This is a genomic window from Candidatus Magnetominusculus dajiuhuensis, assembly GCF_046044395.1.
GTDB lineage: Bacteria > Nitrospirota > Thermodesulfovibrionia > Thermodesulfovibrionales > Magnetobacteriaceae > Magnetominusculus > Magnetominusculus dajiuhuensis.
This window is the reverse complement of the sequence record NZ_JBJUSG010000073.1, coordinates 1-18,221: the sequence shown is the minus strand read 5'-3', so window position 1 is coordinate 18,221 and position 18,221 is coordinate 1. Positions and strand designations below refer to the sequence as shown.

Below are 18,221 nucleotides of genomic sequence, written 5' to 3'. Positions count from 1 at the left end.
GGGGGGGGGGCTGCTTTACTATTGTGACACAGTCTGCAAGCCGGAATGACAAAAATAAGGGAGGTGACAAAAATAAGGGATACAATTTCTAATGCGTTTGCCCTGCCCTCACCGGCGTGGTCACGCCCACTCCTACATCCCTTTTTCCTATCGCCCGTCTTGTTTCGCCTGACACGTGATATTTTTTTCTTGACATCTTGTGATATATATGTGTTATTATTCCACACGTCGCGGTAGGCGGATGTGTTGATATGAAATCGTGGGCGCGCGTGGATAAGTACACGCATAAATTAACAATGAGGAGGAAGGATGTTAGCAAACATGAAAACAGGCACAAGGTTGGGACTGGCGTTTGGTATAGTTGTTGTTTTGCTTTTGGTGGTGGCGATTATGGGCATAAGCAGCCTTGGGAGTCTTAACAATGAGTTGGCCGATACGGTCAAGGTGGAATATCCAAAGGTAGCAAGCTGCACTAGTTTAACCATAGACGTCCTCAATATAGCCCGCCATATGCGTAACACGCTGCTATTAGACAATAAAGAGCTGATACAGAAGGAATTGGACGCGATTAAGGAAGATAGAAAAGATATTAGCGCCAACCTGGACAAACTTGCACAGTTGGTTCAAAGTGATTCGGGCAAGGCGATGTTAAAGGCCATTACCGACGCGAGGGCGGCATATGTTCCCGGTCAGGAGGAATTTCTAAAACTTGCGGCGGAGGGCAAACAGGCCGAGGCAAAGGACTTTCTCATATCAAAGGTAAGGCCGTTGCAGCTTACCTATCTTGAGGCCATTGTAAAGCTCAAAAAGCACCAGGAAGAGCATCTGGACGCTGCGGCTAAACATGCCGACGACACATATAAGAGCGCCCGCTCGTTAATCATTATTTTATCTGTTATAGCCGTAATCATGGCTATTGCGGTTGCCATGTGGATAACGGTGAGTTTATTAAAACAGTTGGGTGGAGAGCCTCATTATATTGCAAGCATAGCGCAGGGTGTTGCTGACGGGGATTTGACGATGAGATTTGAGACCGGCAGGAAGTCCGAGGTCGGAATTTTATTAGCTATGAAGACAATGGTCGAGAAATTAAAAGAAATAGTAGCCAGCGTACGCTCAGCGGCTGATAACGTGGCGGCGGGCAGCGGTGAACTATCGTCGGGTGCCCAGCAGCTCTCAGAGGGCGCGACCGAGCAGGCGGCCTCCGTAGAGGAGACATCTTCCTCAATGGAAGAGATGACCTCAAACATCAGGCAGACGACCGACAACTCCAGACAAACTGAGGCAATCGCAACGACGGCGGCAAAAGACGCCCTTGAAGGCGGTAAGGCGGTTACACAGGCCGTCACTGCGATGAAAGAGATAGCGAGCAAGATTTCAATCATAGAGGAAATCGCCAGGCAGACAAACCTATTAGCATTAAACGCGGCAATCGAAGCAGCGCGCGCTGGTGAACACGGCAAGGGATTTGCGGTAGTGGCCTCAGAAGTGAGGAAACTTGCGGAGAGAAGCCAAAAGGCAGCCGGTGAGATAAGTGAATTATCAGCCTCAAGCGTGAGTATAGCGGAGCAGGCCGGCACGATGCTCAATAAATTAGTGCCAGATATAAGAAAGACCGCAGATTTAGTGCAGGAGATAACCGCGGCGAGCAACGAGCAAAACACCGGCGCGGAGCAGATAAACAAGGCAATCCAGCAGCTTGACCAGGTAATCCAGCAAAACGCTTCAGCCGCTGAGCAGATGGCCTCCACAAGCGAGGAGCTGTCGTCGCAGTCTGAGCAGATGCAAGCCACAATCGCATACTTTAAGACCGGCGAAGGCACAACAAAATTTCTGCCAAAACCCAAGCATAAGCAACCGGCATTAGCGCACATGGCGGCAAGGCCAAAGGCCGCCGCACCATCGCGCTCGCTCGCGCCGTCCAAAGGCAAAACCATTGATTTAGAGGATAGCAAAGACCACACCGATGACAGCGACTTTGAAAAGTATTAAAGGGTCTGAAGGCTTTTGAAAACCTATTAAACATGGAGGTGTGAGATGGCTGTTACAGGGATAACAGAGACCACGCAGTACCTGACGTTTGTCCTCGATGAGGAGACATTTGCGATAGACATATCGAAGGTCAGGGAGGTGCTTGAATATACGACGGTTACGAGAGTTCCCCAGATGCCGTCTTACATGAACGGCGTTATAAACATACGCGGCAGCGTTGTGCCGGTTGTGGATTTGAGCGTGAAATTTGGTATGCGCCAGTTTGAAAAGACCGTGAACACGTGCGTCATAATCGTAGAGGTTATGATTGGGAAGACGCAGACGGTGCTTGGGGCGGTGGTGGATTCTGTCCAGGAGGTAATGGAGCTTGAGGCGGACAATATAGAGCCTGCGCCAAGTATCGGCACAGCGCTTGACACCAATTTTATAAAGGGCATGGGCAAGCGCAATGACCGCTTCACGATAATCCTCGACATAGACAGGGTGTTCTCAACAGACGATATGGCCTCAATGCGTAGCGGCCTTATGCAACAAGAGGATGCGGTCGAACAAGAAATGGCGATGGCCGTGTAAATGACATGGGCGACATGAACGTTATAGACGAGATTAAGTCTCAGATACTCCTTGACGCGGGGACGAACGAGTTCGAGGTACTGGAGTTTTTTCTTGATGAGCAGGATGGCGGTAAGGTGGTGCATCGCTATTTTGGGATGAATGTGGCCAAAGTAATGGAGGTCATAGAATCCCCTAAGATGGAGCAGAAGGAGCACTCGCAGGACCCGTGTTTTATGGGAACTATACCGCTGCGTAATCACATAGTGCCGATAATTGACCTAAGCGTGTGGCTGAAGATAAACCGTCACAGGAGTCCTTTTGAAAATGTGATTATTACCGAGTTCAGCCGTACCGTGCAGGGGTTTATCGTATCAGGGGTAACAGAGATTCACAGGTTTATGTGGAAAGACCTGATACCGCCGAACGAGTTTATTAACAAACTGGGAACGAATGTCGTCATAGGGACGCTGATAAAGGACGACCACTTTATCCAACTGCTTGACCTTGAACATATTATTTCGGTGCTTAATCCTGAGTCTATACAGCACAAGTGGCAGACATCGGTCGTGGCGAAGAAGAATTACATGGCGGTGGTTGCCGAGGACTCGTCAACTATTCGTATGATGCTGAAAAAGTCTCTGGAGCATTCCAACTTCAGGACGAACATACTCAACAACGGGGAGGACGCGTTTATCTGCCTGAAGGAAATGGCGGATATGGCGGTGAAAGAGGGCAAGGACATCAGGGATTTCGTTGATATAGTGATAGCGGATATAGAGATGCCGAAATTAGACGGCTTTACGCTGACTAAAAGGATAAAAGAAGATAAGGAGCTTAAGAAACTCCCCGTTATTTTATACTCTTCGATAATAACTGATGAGCTTATTCATAAGGGTAAATCAGTCGGGGCTGACTGTCAGGTGTGTAAGCCGGACATAGACAAGATGGCGGGATATGCCATAGAGCTTATTGAAAGACCGCAATGAATTTTCATGACGACGCCGATGTCATAGCGGCCTATGTCGTTGAGACGGCGGAGCGGTTAAGCAACATAGAGGTGACGATATTGCGCCTTAGGGAGAGACTTGGGTCGTATGACGAGAAGATACGCGTGATTTTCAGAGACGCGCATTCGACGAAATCGGGCGCGTCACTGCTCAAGCTGAAAAACATCGAAAAACTCGCGCACAATCTGGAGGATATCCTTGAGATCTTCCGAGAAAAGCGAATCCTCCCTGATGACAACACGATAAACACCATCCTTGAGGCAATAGATAAAATCAGAGAACTTATCGGAGATATAAAAAAGAGTGACTCCAGAAACGTAACGCTGCAGATTGCGAAACTTCAGGATTTACACCAGCGCCTCACTAAGCAAGGGGTTTAGGTTAATCGGAGTACATGAAGCCGCCAACGGGCGGCAGCCCAAACGCGATAGACAAAACGTGGCGAGATTTACGGGTGAAGGGGGGTTACCCCCCTTCGTCTTTAATCCTGATGCGTTTGTCCTTGGAGTGATTTATTTTGTTGATTAGAATATTATACAATAGAGCTGCGGGGGTGAGTTTATGATTGAAGTGAAGGACATGTCTCTTGAGGATTTAGAACGGTTTATTGAACAAAAGGTTGTTGAGGTTATCGGTGACCCCGATACAGGGCTTCAGCTCAGAGAAGATTTTAAGGCAGTGCTGCAACAAAGGCTAAGTAATACGGCAAAGAGAATTCCGCATGATGTGGTAATGCGAAGATTTGTTTAATATTGAATGGACAGAGGACGCGCTCAGAGATTTAGATAAGATCGAAAGGCAGATAGTGCATAGAATCTTAAAAAAGACTTTATGGTTATCTATGCACTTTCATGATGTAATACCGGAGTGCTTATCGGGAGACCTTAAGGGGGCGTTCAAACTTAGAGTAGGAGATTGGCGTCTTATTTACACAGTTGACGACAATAGCACGCTTGTTATTCAAGCCGTAGGCCACAGACGCGATATATATAGATAGATAGTTTGCGCGTCTGTTAGCTGGGTTACCCCCCTTCGTCTTTAATCCAGGGCAATCGCATTTGAAAAATAAAGCAGAAGATACCTATGCAATCATTCCGGCTTTGTCCCTTGCCGTCATTCCGGCTTGTCTGGAATCTTCCCTTTAGTGGGAGTTTCATGATGATTGTGCATATTCTGAGGCATAAGGACAGATTCCGGACAAGCCGGAATGACAAAAATAATGGCGGTGACAAAAATAATGGAGACAATTTCTAATGCGTTTGCCCTTCGTCTTTAATCCTTGACAATCATAGCCTTAGTGTTTTTAAATATAAGCAGCGGCACTTGACGATGGTGGTGAATTGAGTCTATGGCACAGTTTTTTGCAAATAACATGGGTTATGTGTTTCTCGTCTATGGATTTGCCTTTATATTCATGGGTGTGTCAATCCTTGTCCGCCCTAACACCTACGGTCTTTTCAGAATAACAAAGACAATCTGGCTGCTGTCCTCGTTTGCCTTGCTGCACGGCGTAAATGAATGGCTGGATATGGCGGTGTTTATATTTCCATCTTATAAAATCCTGAGGGTGACGAGCCTTATTTTTTTGACGTCATCGTTTTGTTTCCTGTTTGAATTTGGCAGGCGTTTAGCTGGAACGAAAGCCTCTCGCAACGGCTTATCCCGACTGCTGCGGTGGTGGTTGATTCCCGCGGTTTTGGCCATTGCTCTTATTATCAGATATAATTCGGGGGAATGGCTCATAACGGGACAGATATTTTCGAGATATTTTATTGCGTTACCGGGGGCGTTGCTGACTGCGGTTGGCCTGGCCGCCTATCGCAATAGAGCTGATAACGTGGAAGGCTCACAACGCGGTAAATATAATAAATTCTTTAAAATTGCCGAGTTATTTTTCATGGCATATGCCTTTTTTGCGGGGTTAGTCGTACCAAAATGCGGTATCTTCCCAGCTAATATTCTTAATACAGAGAGTTTTCTTTCTGTCGTCCATATTCCGGTTCAGGTGTTTAGGGCATTTTCGGTCTTTGTCGTCGCTTTTTCTATCGTGGGCATAATCAGGATAATGGCGGAAAGCCCCAAGGTGAAAGAGATGACGGAGGACAACGATATTAATCCAGATGGTTCTGGCAAGCAAAAATTAACAGCGGGTTATTTATATAATAATAATCTTATTTTTTTCATATCTGTAATGACCATAATTCTATTGATATTGACGATCATCTGGACTAAAGACAGTTCATTAAGGAAAATTCATGAAGCGTCCTTAGAGCGTTTAAATGTGTATGACACTTATTTGTCAGATAAGGTAAATCACTACCAAACCTTCCATAAATATTTAGCGATTAATCATTTCATTATAGAAAGTGTAAAGCATCCTGATAAGAGCAATACTATGAACGAGACCTTACGCCAGTTCAGTGAGACAATTGGGTCGTCTGTTATTTATGTAATCAACAAGGATGGTAATACAATTCTATCGAGTAACTATAACACGTTAGATAGTTTTATTGGCATGAATTATAGTTTCAGAGACTATTTCAAAGACGCCATAAAAGGGATTCCCGGCTCGGAGGTAGCCATGGGTATTGTGTCAAAACAACCAGGTTATTATACGTCATATTCGATAAGGGACGGCGATGAGATAATTGGCGTTGTCGTGATAAAATACAGGATTGATTTATTTGTGCCTCGGACCGACCGGAGCCAAGAATTATTACTTGCAATAGATAAGAACGAGGTTGTTTTTTATTCCAGTGATACGAGATACATGTATCACGTAATGGACAAGATACCAGAGGATATTTTACAAAGGCTCAGAGGCAGGAAGCAATACGGCGATGAACCGTTGTTGCCATTGCCAATTGTAAATAAATCAGAAAAGGATGGTTATTCATTTATTACAATCCGCCATCAGTCACAAGCACATGAATATACAGACGTAGAATATTTGAAGGAAGAACTGCATTATAAAGGTATTAATTGGCATGTCTATTTACTTGTTGACATTTCTGATATTAAAATTGATATTGTTAAAAATCTTATGTATATATTATTATGTATGACTATAATACTTGCGGTTGTTATATTTATAACTTACAGAAATAAGACAAAATTAGTGTTAATGAAAAGCTATAATGAATTATTAAAACAACAGGCAATAACAGACAAACGTATAAAAGATGGTAGAATAGTGAACGTTGCCCTTTACATATCATTGTCGCCTGATTCATTTGAGGTTAAACTGCAAATGGTATTAGATATGCTATTGATCCAGTCGCGCAGTTCATTCCAATCGAAAGGGTCAATATTTATTTGTGACGAAAAAGCTGAGACACTTCAAATGGTGGTATCTCATAACCTCAGCAGGGAACATATGTCGGTATGCTCAAGGCTTCCATACGGCAGATGTCTGTGCGGGTTGGCGGCGTCCACTAAAAAAGTAGTGTTTTCAAATGATTGCAATGGAGACGAACATCAGATTAAATTTAAAGACACTACCGCGCACGGACATTACTGCGTACCCATCGAGTCATCTACCGCATTGTTGGGAGTAATAAATATCTATATAAAGGCCGGATATGATCGTAATGATGAGGATGAACAGTTCTTAACAAGTATAGCGCATATACTTGCGGGGGTAATTCAGCGCCATAAGGAGATGCAGTTTATTGAGATGGACAGGGCGGCAAGCGTTACGACGCTGGCCGCTGGTATAGCGCATGAGATAAATAATCCGTTGTCATTTATTAAAACATCTATAAGCACATTTAAAAAATATCTCGTGAAAGTTGAACAGTTTATAAGACATTCTCAACTTGTGTCCACACCGGAGTCCCTGACAGAGGAACAAATAAAGTCTTTGCAACAGGACAAGGTCCTTGACATGATTTCTATGATGAATAATAAAATTAGCTCGTCGGACAGGGGTATCGGCAGGATAATGGAGGTCGTCAGTGGGTTGAAGCAATTTTCACGGCTCAACACGGCGGAAGTTGCGGATGTGGATATAAACAGGTGCATTGACGAGACATTGTCAATGCTGGTATCCGAGAACTCTAAAGTGAATATCATCAGGAATTATTCAGAGCTGCCAATGTATCCCTGTGAGCCTAAGGCGATAAACCAGTGTTTCTATCATATACTGGAAAACTCAATTCAAGCCGTTGGCCTTGACGCAGGCAATATAACGATAACCACTTCGCATAAAAATCTTGTAGATATAACTTATGGCGAGACGATTCAAATTACGATAGAGGACGACGGCGCAGGCATGTCCGCGGATGCGGTGAAACGGGCGTTCGTTCCATTTTATACGACAAAAGAAGTGGGTTCGGGCAAGGGATTGGGGCTGTCCATAGTGGATGGGATAGTAAAACGCCACGGCGGCACCGTTAGTATAGAAAGCACAGAGGGCATAGGGACATCCGTAACGGTAATCCTGCCTGTAGGCCAGGGAGAGCCTACCCCATCCTGAGTATTGCCTACCTCCAGCTTCACGGTAATTTGTTCTGATGGATAAAACAAGTTTTCATTGGAAGTTGCGATGATTTCTGGTCTGTCCTTTTCTTAGTCTGTCATTCCGCCCTTATTTTGTCATTCCGGCTTGTCCAGAATCTGTCCTTATATCTCAGAATAGGAAAAATCATCATGAAACAACCATTTAAGGTACGATTCCGGACAAGCCGGAATGACGGAAAGGGACAATGATGACAACAATCTAAGCAACTACCGCTTACATATGATGGAGAATAAATATATCCTACCTCCAGTTTACCCCTAACTGATACCATGTACCGTTGTAGTAAGTAAACATAGTCCCATCTGTCCAGGCTACAAGGGCGGTACCGCTGGTAAACCATTGGGCATAGTATGTAGCCCCGCCAGATGTCCCCGCAATTATGCCCCCGGATTTTGACCCAAACCACGAGGCATATTGATTATAGATTGCGGTAATCGCCGCGGCTGCCTTTCCTAATGTTTGCCATGTCAGCCCCAACCCGAACCACTGGCCGTTGTAATACGTGTAAATATATCCATCTGTCCAGGCGACAAGGGCGGCACCGTTGGTAAACCATTGGACATAGTATGTAACTCCGCCGGATGTCCCCGTAATCAGGTCTCCCGATGTTGACCCAAACCACGAGGTATATTGATTATAGATTTCATTAATCGCCGCGGCGGCAGTCACATTGTCCGATGACCCCGATGTAAAAATGGTCTTTACAGACCTATTTGACGACATTGTGATGGTACATTGATAACCGCTGGTGTTATCACACCCTGTCCAGCTTGAAAAGGCGGAGCTGGAGTCTGCCGTTGCCGTCAACGTTACAGACGTGGTGGATGTATATGATGACGAACATGTTGAGCCGCAGCTTATGCCCTGTGGTGAGCTTGTTATTGTTCCGTTTCCGGTTTTGGTTACACTTAGGGTGTATGAAGATGACGTCTGTCCAACGCGCAATCCATTGCCGTTACTTAAAACCCATATTTCATTCTGATTGTAAGGATTGAAGAAAATCCCTGAGGGATTGCGGAAGGGATATGAGGATACCTGAGTAAACGCGGGCGTATTATCTGTGGCGTTACTGCTGTACCAAAGGCCGCTGGTAGAGGTGGCAAGGTATATCTCGTTTGGATTGTGGGGGTTGACGGTACAGGACTCCACACTGTTTGCGCTGAATATCTTGTTCCACGTCTGGCCCCGGTTGGTTGTTTTAAAAAGGCCGCCCTGTATGCTTTTGCTTCCCCAACTGGTAACAGTACTTACGTACCATGTATTTTGAGTGCTATCGTTGGGATCAATGGCCATACCCTTAGTATAGTAAAGCATTCCGGGGTCGCTGCGGTCTGTCCATGTGCCGCCGCCGTCGCCGCTTATGAAGACACCCGAACTTTGGGTAAAAGCACCTGTGCTGTTTCTGCGCCCGGAAAATGTGGCTACGACCGTACCGTCGTTAAGAACATACACGTTATAGGGATGTCCTTCTGTCCTCGTTGGATTCGTAAGCCTTGTCCATGTTGATGACGCCCCGTTTTGAATGTTGTTGGAGGCGTAGATTCCCCCCTGAGTGCTGTTTACAACGCTTGCATACATCCTGTTAGTGTTATTTGGATCAATGGCCGTCCATATAACAGGATAGCCGGGAGAGCCGAAAACGTGAAGTGTCGTCCATGATTGGCCGCCGTCAGTTGAGTAGCGAATCCCACCGCCGCCGATATTGTCTATATAGGCATCGGTAAGACCTACGGGATGGTAGATTTCTCCAGAACCATTTGACTGGCTCGCATAGAGGGTACCGTTAGAGGGATGTTTGGTTACGTGAAATACCTCAGTGGAGTAGTTATTGTGGCCGCTTATATTGAAATTCAGGCCAGTCCAGTCAAATCCCCATGTATTGCCGCCATCTTTGCTTCTGATGGCGGTAATATCGCCAAAACCGGCAAACAGATTGGACGAGTCTGTCCATGTAAGCCACAGGCTGAGAGTAGGTTCAAGCCCCGCACCGCGGTAATACTGTTTCGAAGGCGTGGATGTTCCAATTGGATGTTGTATAGTTGAGTCAGTATAAATCTGGCGCCATGTCGCGCCGCCGTCAGTAGTAAGGTGTGGGACACCGCCCTTGTCGGTATAGACCACTTTACCGGAGTCGTTGGGCGCTACCGCAAAACCAATGGGTGTGTTGCTCCACCACCAATTGCCGCCGCCCATATCTCCTCCCTGTCCCGTCCATCCCGTATAGATATTTTGGTTGTTGGTTGTCAGGAAAGTACTCTGCCATGAACTCCCGCCGTTAGTGGTCTTGTAGATAACGGGGGATGCACCGGCCAAAGCTGACCCCACAGGCGCAATCCGCCCTGCGAGGTAGGCGGTTGATATGTCATTTAATGCCATAGATACGAGCACCGGCTGGTCGCCGCTTGCAATGCCCGTGACTTTCTGTATCCAGGTGTTTTGCCCTATGTCCAGCGTGTAGACATTTCTATACGACCCGTATATGTCTTCCGATGTGAGCGGGTCGGTTTTGCCGGTGACGGTCATCTTACTGGCATCAACTGTTACGGCGTAAAGACGTGTGGTTGTCCCTTGTTTGGCTCCCGCAAATGAGAAGATGGCCTCGCTGGCGGGAACTCCGGTAACATTAGAAATAGTGAACGTTGAGCCACCATCGCCGGAAACCAAAAGCCCTGCGTTAGTACCGGCATAAATGTTTTGCCCATCGAAAAGAGCACCGCCAATGGATAATCCATTACCTGTGGCATCGGTGTATCTCAAGGTAAAGGTATTGCCACCGTCACTTGAAAAATACATCTGATTTACGGTTGTTATGATAAGCCTCGTAGTGCTGTTCGGGTCTGCAAACACTTTAAAAACCCTGTTGGAGGCAGGCCATCCTGAGAGGGGCGTCCATGTCACACCGCCATCTGTACTCTTTGACGGACGTGCCGCGTTTGTGCCGTTGTCAGACGAATAATCAAGGGAATAAAGTATGGACGGGTTGCTGGTGAACTGAACCAGGGTGTAATGAAATGACTGTATCTGTCTGAAATCCACAACATTCCACGACGCGCCCAAATCTGTGGAGTGAAACAAGCCGCTCATGTCGCAGGCAATATAGAGTTCGTTAGCGTTGTGAGGGCTGAAACTTGGGCAATACAGGGCGCCTCCCCCTCCAATCCCGCGTGAAAGCCATTGCGTGGGGGGGACTGCCACCGCCACTGCTATTGGTATAAGTATGAGCGCTGTAACTGTAGCAAGAAATGCAATAAAGTTTCGGCAATAATACATTTAGTTCTTACCTCCTTATAGGAAGACGTTTTGGGCGCGACAAATGGATTGTCATATTTATTTCTTTAAGGTATAATAGAGCCATGAGCGTGATAGCGATACCGACGAGCGTTGCGAGATAAGTTAGGCGATGAGGCGTCAGAAGCCTTCGTGGAGATATTTAACAAGGTTGACAGCGAATCAAGAAAAGAACTCGCTACTAAATCAGACCTTGAAAATGTGAAACTCGAATTACGGGCAGAAATAGAGAAATCCAAGTCTGAGACGTTAAAATGGATGTTTATCTTCTGGGCAGGGCAGTTAATCGCCATCTTCGCCATGCTCAAGACGTTTCTTAAATAGGTTAATTGGGAGTGTCTGAAACTATTCACTTTGGTCATTCCTGCATCTTCATATAAAGGAAACAACCGGTGGCGGCAAACATCAGCGGTACAATCCATGGCGCGAACAGCGGCCCGAACATGCCTGAATAGCCAAACGATATGGCCATCGCATAGGCTATCCAATAGAGGAGGCTTATGACTATGGCGATGCCGGCATTAATAAGCCCGCTGCCCATCTTAAACCTCGACGATATGGCAACCCCCAGGAGCATCATCACCAGACACGTAAATGGATACGCGAGTTTGGCGTACATATCAACGAGGCTCTTCTGGTTGTTATATCCGGCGGCCTTCAGACGTTTGTTATACTTGTTAAGTTCTGAAAACGGCATCTCGTCGGCTATGAGTTCGTTCTCTTCATAGACGTTGATGGCGCTGAATTCGCCGAGGGGGATTGCATCGAAAGGCTTGATGGCCAGTTTTTCGGCGTCATAGCGCGTGCCGCCGTGAACTACCCATCGCCCACCTTCCCACACGCATATCTTGCCCTTGATAATCTCAGTTATCCCGTTTTCTTTGGTAATAAAGGCGGTAACGTAGTAGAGGGCCTTCTGCTGCGGGTCGTAAAAGTTGGCATTTACTATCATGTCCTTTTTTTCCATAAACCAGATGTCTGTGGTTTTATAAACCAACCTGTCGCGCTTGTTTTTTATCTTATAGAGGAGATTGTTGGCCTCAAGGTTAAACCGGCTTGATACGTACTCGTCAACCGCAAAATCAGCCGCCGACAGCAAAATGGCTATAGCTATAAATGGAATAAACAACCTCTTTATCCTGCCTCCTGCCGCCTTATATGCGATTAATTCATTATATCTGGACGCCTGTCCGAAGACCATAAGGGTTGCCATTAGTACAGACATCGGCAGGAGATATTTGAAATACTTAGGTGTGATATACAACCAGAACATTACCATATCGCTGAATGAAGGGGAGAACTTCACTATCTTATCCAGCTTGTCTATAACCTCAAATGTGCCCATTACCATAGCAAATCCCACCGAGATGACCAGCACATGCAGGAGCATACTCTTCACATAGTGGCGTACGATAACGCTCATCTGGAGTTTTCCTTCCTGAAAAAATAAATTGATATGATAAGCAGGCTGACAAATGGGATCCATCCGGCCGCGACGTGTGAGATTCCCCCTGTCCTTGCGAGTTTCTCAAAATATATCAACATGCTGTAATATGCCAAAAATACAAGCATCGCAAGGCTGAGGCCGCCGAGCTTGCCGGTCTTGGCTGAAATCATCGCAAAGGCAGGCGCAAAGAAACTCATAATCAGCACCAGTAACGGCAGCGTGAGCCGCCGGTGAAACTCCAGAAACACAGATATGCGCTCCTCCCCTGTGGTCTCCCTTGTGCGCTTCAGCACCTCAAACGGCGTGAGTTCGCTTATCTGCGAGGTAATCTCAGGACTAAACTTGATTATCATATTATAGGAGCCGAACGCTATTTTCGTAATGGACTTATTGTCCGGCAAAAACACCTCGCCGTTTTTCAGGACAAACTCGATGCCGCCTGCCCCGTAGACATTAATGCTGCCTTCTTTGGCGAAGATAGTCCAGTGCCTGGTATCGTCTCTCTTGTCATATATGAACACATCTTTGATGGTGCGGTCAGAGGGTTTTTCCCTGACTAAGACGACGACATTCTTAAACAGCGTATAAAACACCCCCTCTTTGATTGCCATTGGGGATTTATTTATAATTATGCTTGTAATGTCTTCCCTGAGTGAAGTCGAGGTCGCCGGGCCGAGATAAAAACTATTGAACGCTGAGGCGCAAAAACACAGGAAGCCAAAGAAAAACACCGGCCTTGTCAACGCGGCAAAGGACACCCCTACCGCCTTTAAAACAATAATCTCATTGTCCGCGTTGAGCCTGCCATAGGTAAACAGCACGGACGTCATAAGGGACATAGGTATGGTAAGCAGAAAGAGCTGCGGCTGAACCAATAGGATAATCTTGAGGAAATCATAGGCCGACGCCCCAACTCCCGACAGCAGCATACTGAATTTCAGGATACGCTCCATCATCAGTATCATGTTAAAGGCAGTTATACTGAGAACGAACGATATGAGCAGCTCTCTAAAGAAATACTTATGGATTATTTTTACACGCATAATTAAATAAAGATGACACCGTCCATAAGGGATTATAGCAGAAAGGCCGTCTAATAAACCAGTTTCTCAGCGTTCTGTTTTTTCGGAGGGAGGCTTGACACAGTTTAGTGAACAGGCCATGATAGTTTTTTTGCATGTCGCGATTTTACGCCTTGAATTCGCAGTGCTTCCCGTGTTATCGTACGTGTGCAACCTATTATGGAATTTGGAACTATTTTTATCGAAGGCATCCATGCCATCAAGAGGAATCTTATTGTCATAACGCCCACGATTATTGCCTCCTTAGTTATGCTCATCGCAACAAGCATCTTTATGGGCGGGGATCTCTCATCTCTGGACGAAAGCAACCCCGATAAGGCCATCATGGCTATCAGGGCCGTTGCGCCACGCCTGTTTGTCATCAGCGCGTTGAATTATTTCCTGCAGGTCTTCTCGCACTGCGCAACCGTTGCGATGGCGATAGATATTGTGAACAAGGGGACGTGTAATGTATTTGACGGCTATCTGGCCGTGCTTCGTAAAATCGGCGGGATTGTACCGGCGTCACTGCTGATTCTTATTTTCCTGACATTCGGACTCATGCTTCTCATTCTCCCCGCCCTCATCATCAGCTTTGTCTTTATTCTGACATTCGTAATCATTATGAACGAAGACATAGCGCCTGTTATGGCAATGAAAAAAAGTTACCGCACCATGAAAGGCAACTACGGCAGCTCTATCGTCCTGTTCTTCTTCCTCCTTGCCGTTGGGATAACAGTAAGCATAATAAACATCCTCCTTGGCCAGATGCTCTATGTGGGGGTGGTGCTGTCTTTGTTTTTGTCAGGGGTGTTTATGTCCTTTGCCGCAATCACCCTCCTGAAATTCTATACGATACTTGAAACCAGACAACAAGTGTTGGGCCTCCATGATTGACACACACTGCCATCTGGAGATGTCCCCGTTTGACGGTGAAGCTGATGCCGTTGTCCAACGGGCACATGACGCGGGCGTGCATAAAATGATCACCATTGGCTCATCCCCGCAGAGTATTGAAGAGGCCGTCGCACTTACCGGACGCTACCCGTCAGTGTATGCCGCCATCGGTATTCACCCCCATGACGCCCGGCTATTTACACCGGAGATATACCGCCAGATACGAGACTTGTCGTCAAACGAAAAGGTCGTCGCCATAGGTGAGACCGGCCTCGATTATCACTACAAACACAGTCCCGTGGATATTCAGCGGGAAGTCTTTATAAGGCACATCGCCCTGGCAAAGGAGACGAACCTTCCGGTAGTTATACACAGCCGCGAGGCCTCAGACGATGTGGTATCAATAATAAAGGGCGAAGGAGTCTCAAGCGGCGTCCTGCACTGTTTTTCAGGGGATGAGAAAATGGCGGAGGCGGTCATGGCCTCAGGGCTTTATATCTCAATATCCGGCACGGTAACTTTCAAAAACTCGGCAGCTCTCAGGGCGGTTGTCAGGACAATCCCCGACGATTACCTGCTCGTTGAGACAGACGCCCCATACCTGGCCCCCACCCCAAACCGCGGCAAACGAAACGAACCGGCATATGTCACCCTCACGGCAAGGGCGGTAGCTGAGATCAGAGGCGTCTCTTATGAGGACATAGACCGCATCACGACATTAAACGCCAACCGTCTCTTTGGCCTTGAACCCGCACGGCCAGCCAATGGGCAAATCACGTATAAAATCAGAAACTCCCTGTATCTGAATATCACAAACCGCTGCACCAACGTGTGTACATTTTGTGTGCGCTATCAGACGGATTTCGTAAAGGGACATAACCTGAGATTGAGCCGCGAACCATCGGACGCGGAGATAATCGAATCAATAGGAAATCCTGCCGTTTTTGACGAGGTGGTGTTTTGCGGTTACGGCGAGCCGCTGATGAGGCTTGACACGGTAATAAACGTCTCTCGTTATATTAAAACTCACGGGGGGCGGGTCAGGATAAACACCAACGGCCTCGGCTGCCTCATCCACAAGAGGGACATCCTGCCAGAACTCTCAGGCCTTGTTGATGTCATCTCTATAAGCCTGAACGCCCAGGACGCCAGCACATACCAACGGCTCTCACACCCACCGTTTGAGGGTGCCTATGAGGCGGTACTAAAATTCATCGCCGGGGCGAAGGACTGCATCCCGGAAGTTACAGCAACGGTCGTTGACGCACCGGGCGTGGACGTGGAAAAATGCCGACAGATCGCCGCGGCGCTGGGGGCTACGTTTCGCCTAAGGCACCTGGATGTTGTTGGATGAGAATATTCACCCCGCGTAATTACAGCTCATACCAGGTTAAATTCAAATGAGCAATTCACCCAACATGAGACCGAAGAATGCACTACAAGGTCAAAAAGTACGGACTGTAGCTGATTCACCCTGAAGAAAAAATCAAAGTCGGGGGTCAAAACTCCGCAAAATGATTACGATTCTTGGAAAACCTGACTAAGATTACCTTCAAGCCACGTCATTCTTTGCGGCAAGGAGTACACGCCTGAGCGCTAAGGCGGAAGTCCCGGCCTCACTGAATCGGCAAAAGGCAGTAGTTGCCCTCGTCGTCCTTTTCCACTTTATAGCCAAACATGATGACGGTTTCTATGAGCGGGCGGCCAAGCAGTAAGCCAAGATATTCCTCCGGAACTCCTGTTTTCTCTATCAGCAGGGGGCGCAGGTAGGTGTCGTAACCAAGGATTTCAAGGACTTCGCCCGTGTAGTCTTTCCCTTGGGCTATCTCTGAAAAAAGCCCCTCGAGATTTTTGTATGAGCATTTCAAATCGTGCGCATTTACGATCTCAATAAGCGAGGGCTGTCCCTTTAGCAGCTCGGCGCGAGTGAGTTTATCCTCGGTGAAGGCGGTCATAAATTTCTCCGTATCCCAGCACTCGTAGGCACGGCATTGGACAGGCCTATTTTCATATATGTCGCATGAAGAGGCGTCTTCGCTGTGAAAAAAACATGTGCGACAACCCGCCTTTTCCCGTATCTTGATAAGCTCGCAATCAATAGTGATAAACTCATCGTCCATGTTATTGTAGACAAGCTCACCCTCGCGAATGGTAAAAAGGTCTTTATAGTTGAGAGTGCCGTCTTTGAGGAGCTGCGAATCGCCCAGGTGAAGCGTAGGGCTTCCCTTAACGCAGCACTGCCCGCAGCGGCTACACTCGGCCTTAGAGCCAAAAGTCAGGATGTCCATAAATTCTCCTTATAATCATTACTGAGGCTGCTGAATCGCAGTCAACTGCCAGTTAGAGCCACCAATATCCCTGACAAAAGTCCAGTACTCAAGGAATCCCACAGGGGCGCTGTCATCGCCGTCAACGACTCTGCCGGCGTCGTCCGTAGTGTAGTCAAGCATAGAGGCGGCAATCTCAACGGTAATAAAATCCTTGCCGTTTTCCTGCCATACCTCAGACAATTTGACAGCCCTGACACCAATGTTCTCAAGTTTATTGATTCGGCCCTCCGCCTTCATCTTTGAAATATCCGAGTTCAGGTCTCCGAAGATTTCGGATGCCATAATGCCTCTGACGGGGGACAAATCCCTGCGCGACCACGCGGTCTGTACCTTATAGAAAATATCTGAGACAATATCCCTAAATCCGTCCTCATCGAAATACCGGTCATGCTGGCGTAAGATGTCAAGGCCGGCCATCAGCTCGTCCGGCTGATAAGACAATTCTTCGGGAGGCTGTCCTATTTGTTGGTATGGACTGGAATAATCCCCGCCGCCGTAATCACTGCCGTACTGCTGTCTTTTCGATTTGACTATCCTGTAAATAATATAACCAATGATGGCAAGGACAATAATATCGAAAAGCCCGATGCCACCACCGACTCCACCATAACCAGCACCGCCATAGCCGCCGCCTCCACCAAAACCGAGGGCGTGAAATAACATTCCACCAACCATGCCGCCAACCATACCACCGGCGAAGCTGCGCCAGAAACCGCCCGTTGCAGGGGCAGGCTGCATAGCCGGGGCAACCGGCTGTTGTACTGGCCTCTGTTGCACGGGTGCAGGGGTGCGCGTCGGTTGCCTGGGAGGGGAAGATGTGCGTGAACCTCTGCTTCCAACGCTGCTTCGGCCTGAGCTTGAGCTGCGTCCCACGCGGGCAAGGACATCATCCGCAAAGGACAAACTGATAACAAAGACCACCACAATCCAGACTATGTATCTCTTTCTGTTCAATTCAGCCATTATCCGCCCCCTGAAATTTATTTTCTACGGTGACCGTGCCGAATGTCAAATTCAGCAGTGGTATATCATAATATCTTGAGCAGGGAAAAGTCCATAGATATGAAAGACCCAAGCTCCGATATAGAAATTTGCACCTATTGATAAAAGGGTTTTTGAAAG

Annotated in this window: 15 protein-coding genes; 10 read left to right on the top strand and 5 right to left on the bottom strand. The window is 47.1% G+C overall.

What is annotated here, in order from left to right:
- Positions 1–321: 321 nt before the first annotated feature.
- The 7 genes from AB7D94_RS10795 to AB7D94_RS10765 all read left to right on the top strand — a co-directional run bounded on the left by AB7D94_RS10795 (position 322) and on the right by AB7D94_RS10765 (position 8,031).
- Positions 322–1,992, top strand: coding sequence for a methyl-accepting chemotaxis protein (locus tag AB7D94_RS10795; RefSeq protein WP_420265884.1), 1,671 nt, complete (start codon positions 322–324; stop codon positions 1,990–1,992).
- A gap of 45 nt (positions 1,993–2,037) precedes the next feature.
- On the top strand, positions 2,038–2,565 hold the full coding sequence (locus AB7D94_RS10790; RefSeq protein ID WP_420265883.1) for a chemotaxis protein CheW: 528 nt from the start codon (positions 2,038–2,040) through the stop codon (positions 2,563–2,565).
- A gap of 14 nt (positions 2,566–2,579) precedes the next feature.
- Complete coding sequence (locus AB7D94_RS10785) at positions 2,580–3,533, top strand: chemotaxis protein (RefSeq protein WP_420265881.1); 954 nt, start codon at positions 2,580–2,582, stop codon at positions 3,531–3,533.
- On the top strand, positions 3,530–3,934 hold the full coding sequence (locus AB7D94_RS10780; protein WP_420265879.1) for an Hpt domain-containing protein: 405 nt from the start codon (positions 3,530–3,532) through the stop codon (positions 3,932–3,934). The genes AB7D94_RS10785 and AB7D94_RS10780 overlap by 4 nt, the downstream gene beginning before the upstream one ends.
- Before the next feature lie 181 nt (positions 3,935–4,115).
- Positions 4,116–4,304: a hypothetical protein gene (locus tag AB7D94_RS10775; RefSeq protein ID WP_420265878.1), complete on the top strand. Its 189-nt coding sequence runs from the start codon at positions 4,116–4,118 to the stop codon at positions 4,302–4,304.
- Positions 4,297–4,551: a type II toxin-antitoxin system RelE family toxin gene (locus AB7D94_RS10770; RefSeq protein ID WP_420265876.1), complete on the top strand. Its 255-nt coding sequence runs from the start codon at positions 4,297–4,299 to the stop codon at positions 4,549–4,551. The genes AB7D94_RS10775 and AB7D94_RS10770 overlap by 8 nt, the downstream gene beginning before the upstream one ends.
- A gap of 351 nt (positions 4,552–4,902) precedes the next feature.
- Positions 4,903–8,031: an ATP-binding protein gene (locus AB7D94_RS10765; RefSeq protein ID WP_420265874.1), complete on the top strand. Its 3,129-nt coding sequence runs from the start codon at positions 4,903–4,905 to the stop codon at positions 8,029–8,031.
- A gap of 285 nt (positions 8,032–8,316) precedes the next feature.
- Here AB7D94_RS10765 and AB7D94_RS10760 read toward each other — a convergent pair whose 3' ends face one another.
- Positions 8,317–11,346: a WD40/YVTN/BNR-like repeat-containing protein gene (locus tag AB7D94_RS10760; protein WP_420265872.1), complete on the bottom strand. Its 3,030-nt coding sequence runs from the start codon at positions 11,344–11,346 to the stop codon at positions 8,317–8,319.
- Between the two features lie 111 nt (positions 11,347–11,457).
- Here AB7D94_RS10760 and AB7D94_RS10755 point away from each other — a divergent pair, with 111 nt between their 5' ends.
- The gene (locus AB7D94_RS10755; RefSeq protein ID WP_420265871.1) at positions 11,458–11,688 is read left to right on the top strand and encodes a hypothetical protein; all 231 of its coding nucleotides are present in this window, start codon (positions 11,458–11,460) and stop codon (positions 11,686–11,688) included.
- Between the two features lie 34 nt (positions 11,689–11,722).
- Here AB7D94_RS10755 and AB7D94_RS10750 read toward each other — a convergent pair whose 3' ends face one another.
- Together AB7D94_RS10750 and AB7D94_RS10745 are read right to left on the bottom strand one after the other, a co-directional pair.
- Positions 11,723–12,787 carry an LptF/LptG family permease gene (locus AB7D94_RS10750; RefSeq protein ID WP_420265869.1) on the bottom strand — a complete coding sequence of 355 codons (1,065 nt, stop codon included), beginning with the start codon at positions 12,785–12,787 and terminating at the stop codon, positions 11,723–11,725.
- Positions 12,784–13,854: an LptF/LptG family permease gene (locus AB7D94_RS10745; RefSeq protein WP_420265868.1), complete on the bottom strand. Its 1,071-nt coding sequence runs from the start codon at positions 13,852–13,854 to the stop codon at positions 12,784–12,786. The genes AB7D94_RS10750 and AB7D94_RS10745 overlap by 4 nt, the downstream gene beginning before the upstream one ends.
- Positions 13,855–14,052: 198 nt before the next feature.
- Here AB7D94_RS10745 and AB7D94_RS10740 point away from each other — a divergent pair, with 198 nt between their 5' ends.
- Both AB7D94_RS10740 and AB7D94_RS10735 read left to right on the top strand, forming a co-directional pair.
- Positions 14,053–14,769, top strand: coding sequence for a hypothetical protein (locus AB7D94_RS10740; protein WP_420265866.1), 717 nt, complete (start codon positions 14,053–14,055; stop codon positions 14,767–14,769).
- Positions 14,762–16,123 (top strand): TatD family hydrolase, encoded by a 1,362-nt coding sequence (locus tag AB7D94_RS10735; protein ID WP_420265864.1) that lies wholly within the window; start codon positions 14,762–14,764, stop codon positions 16,121–16,123. Before AB7D94_RS10740 ends, AB7D94_RS10735 begins: the two co-directional genes overlap by 8 nt.
- A gap of 262 nt (positions 16,124–16,385) precedes the next feature.
- Here the strand turns inward: AB7D94_RS10735 and AB7D94_RS10730 are convergent, their stop codons facing one another.
- Both AB7D94_RS10730 and AB7D94_RS10725 read right to left on the bottom strand, forming a co-directional pair.
- Complete coding sequence (locus AB7D94_RS10730) at positions 16,386–17,057, bottom strand: YkgJ family cysteine cluster protein (RefSeq protein WP_420265862.1); 672 nt, start codon at positions 17,055–17,057, stop codon at positions 16,386–16,388.
- Between the two features lie 18 nt (positions 17,058–17,075).
- Positions 17,076–18,062 carry a Tim44 domain-containing protein gene (locus tag AB7D94_RS10725; protein ID WP_420265860.1) on the bottom strand — a complete coding sequence of 329 codons (987 nt, stop codon included), beginning with the start codon at positions 18,060–18,062 and terminating at the stop codon, positions 17,076–17,078.
- Positions 18,063–18,221: the final 159 nt, after the last annotated feature.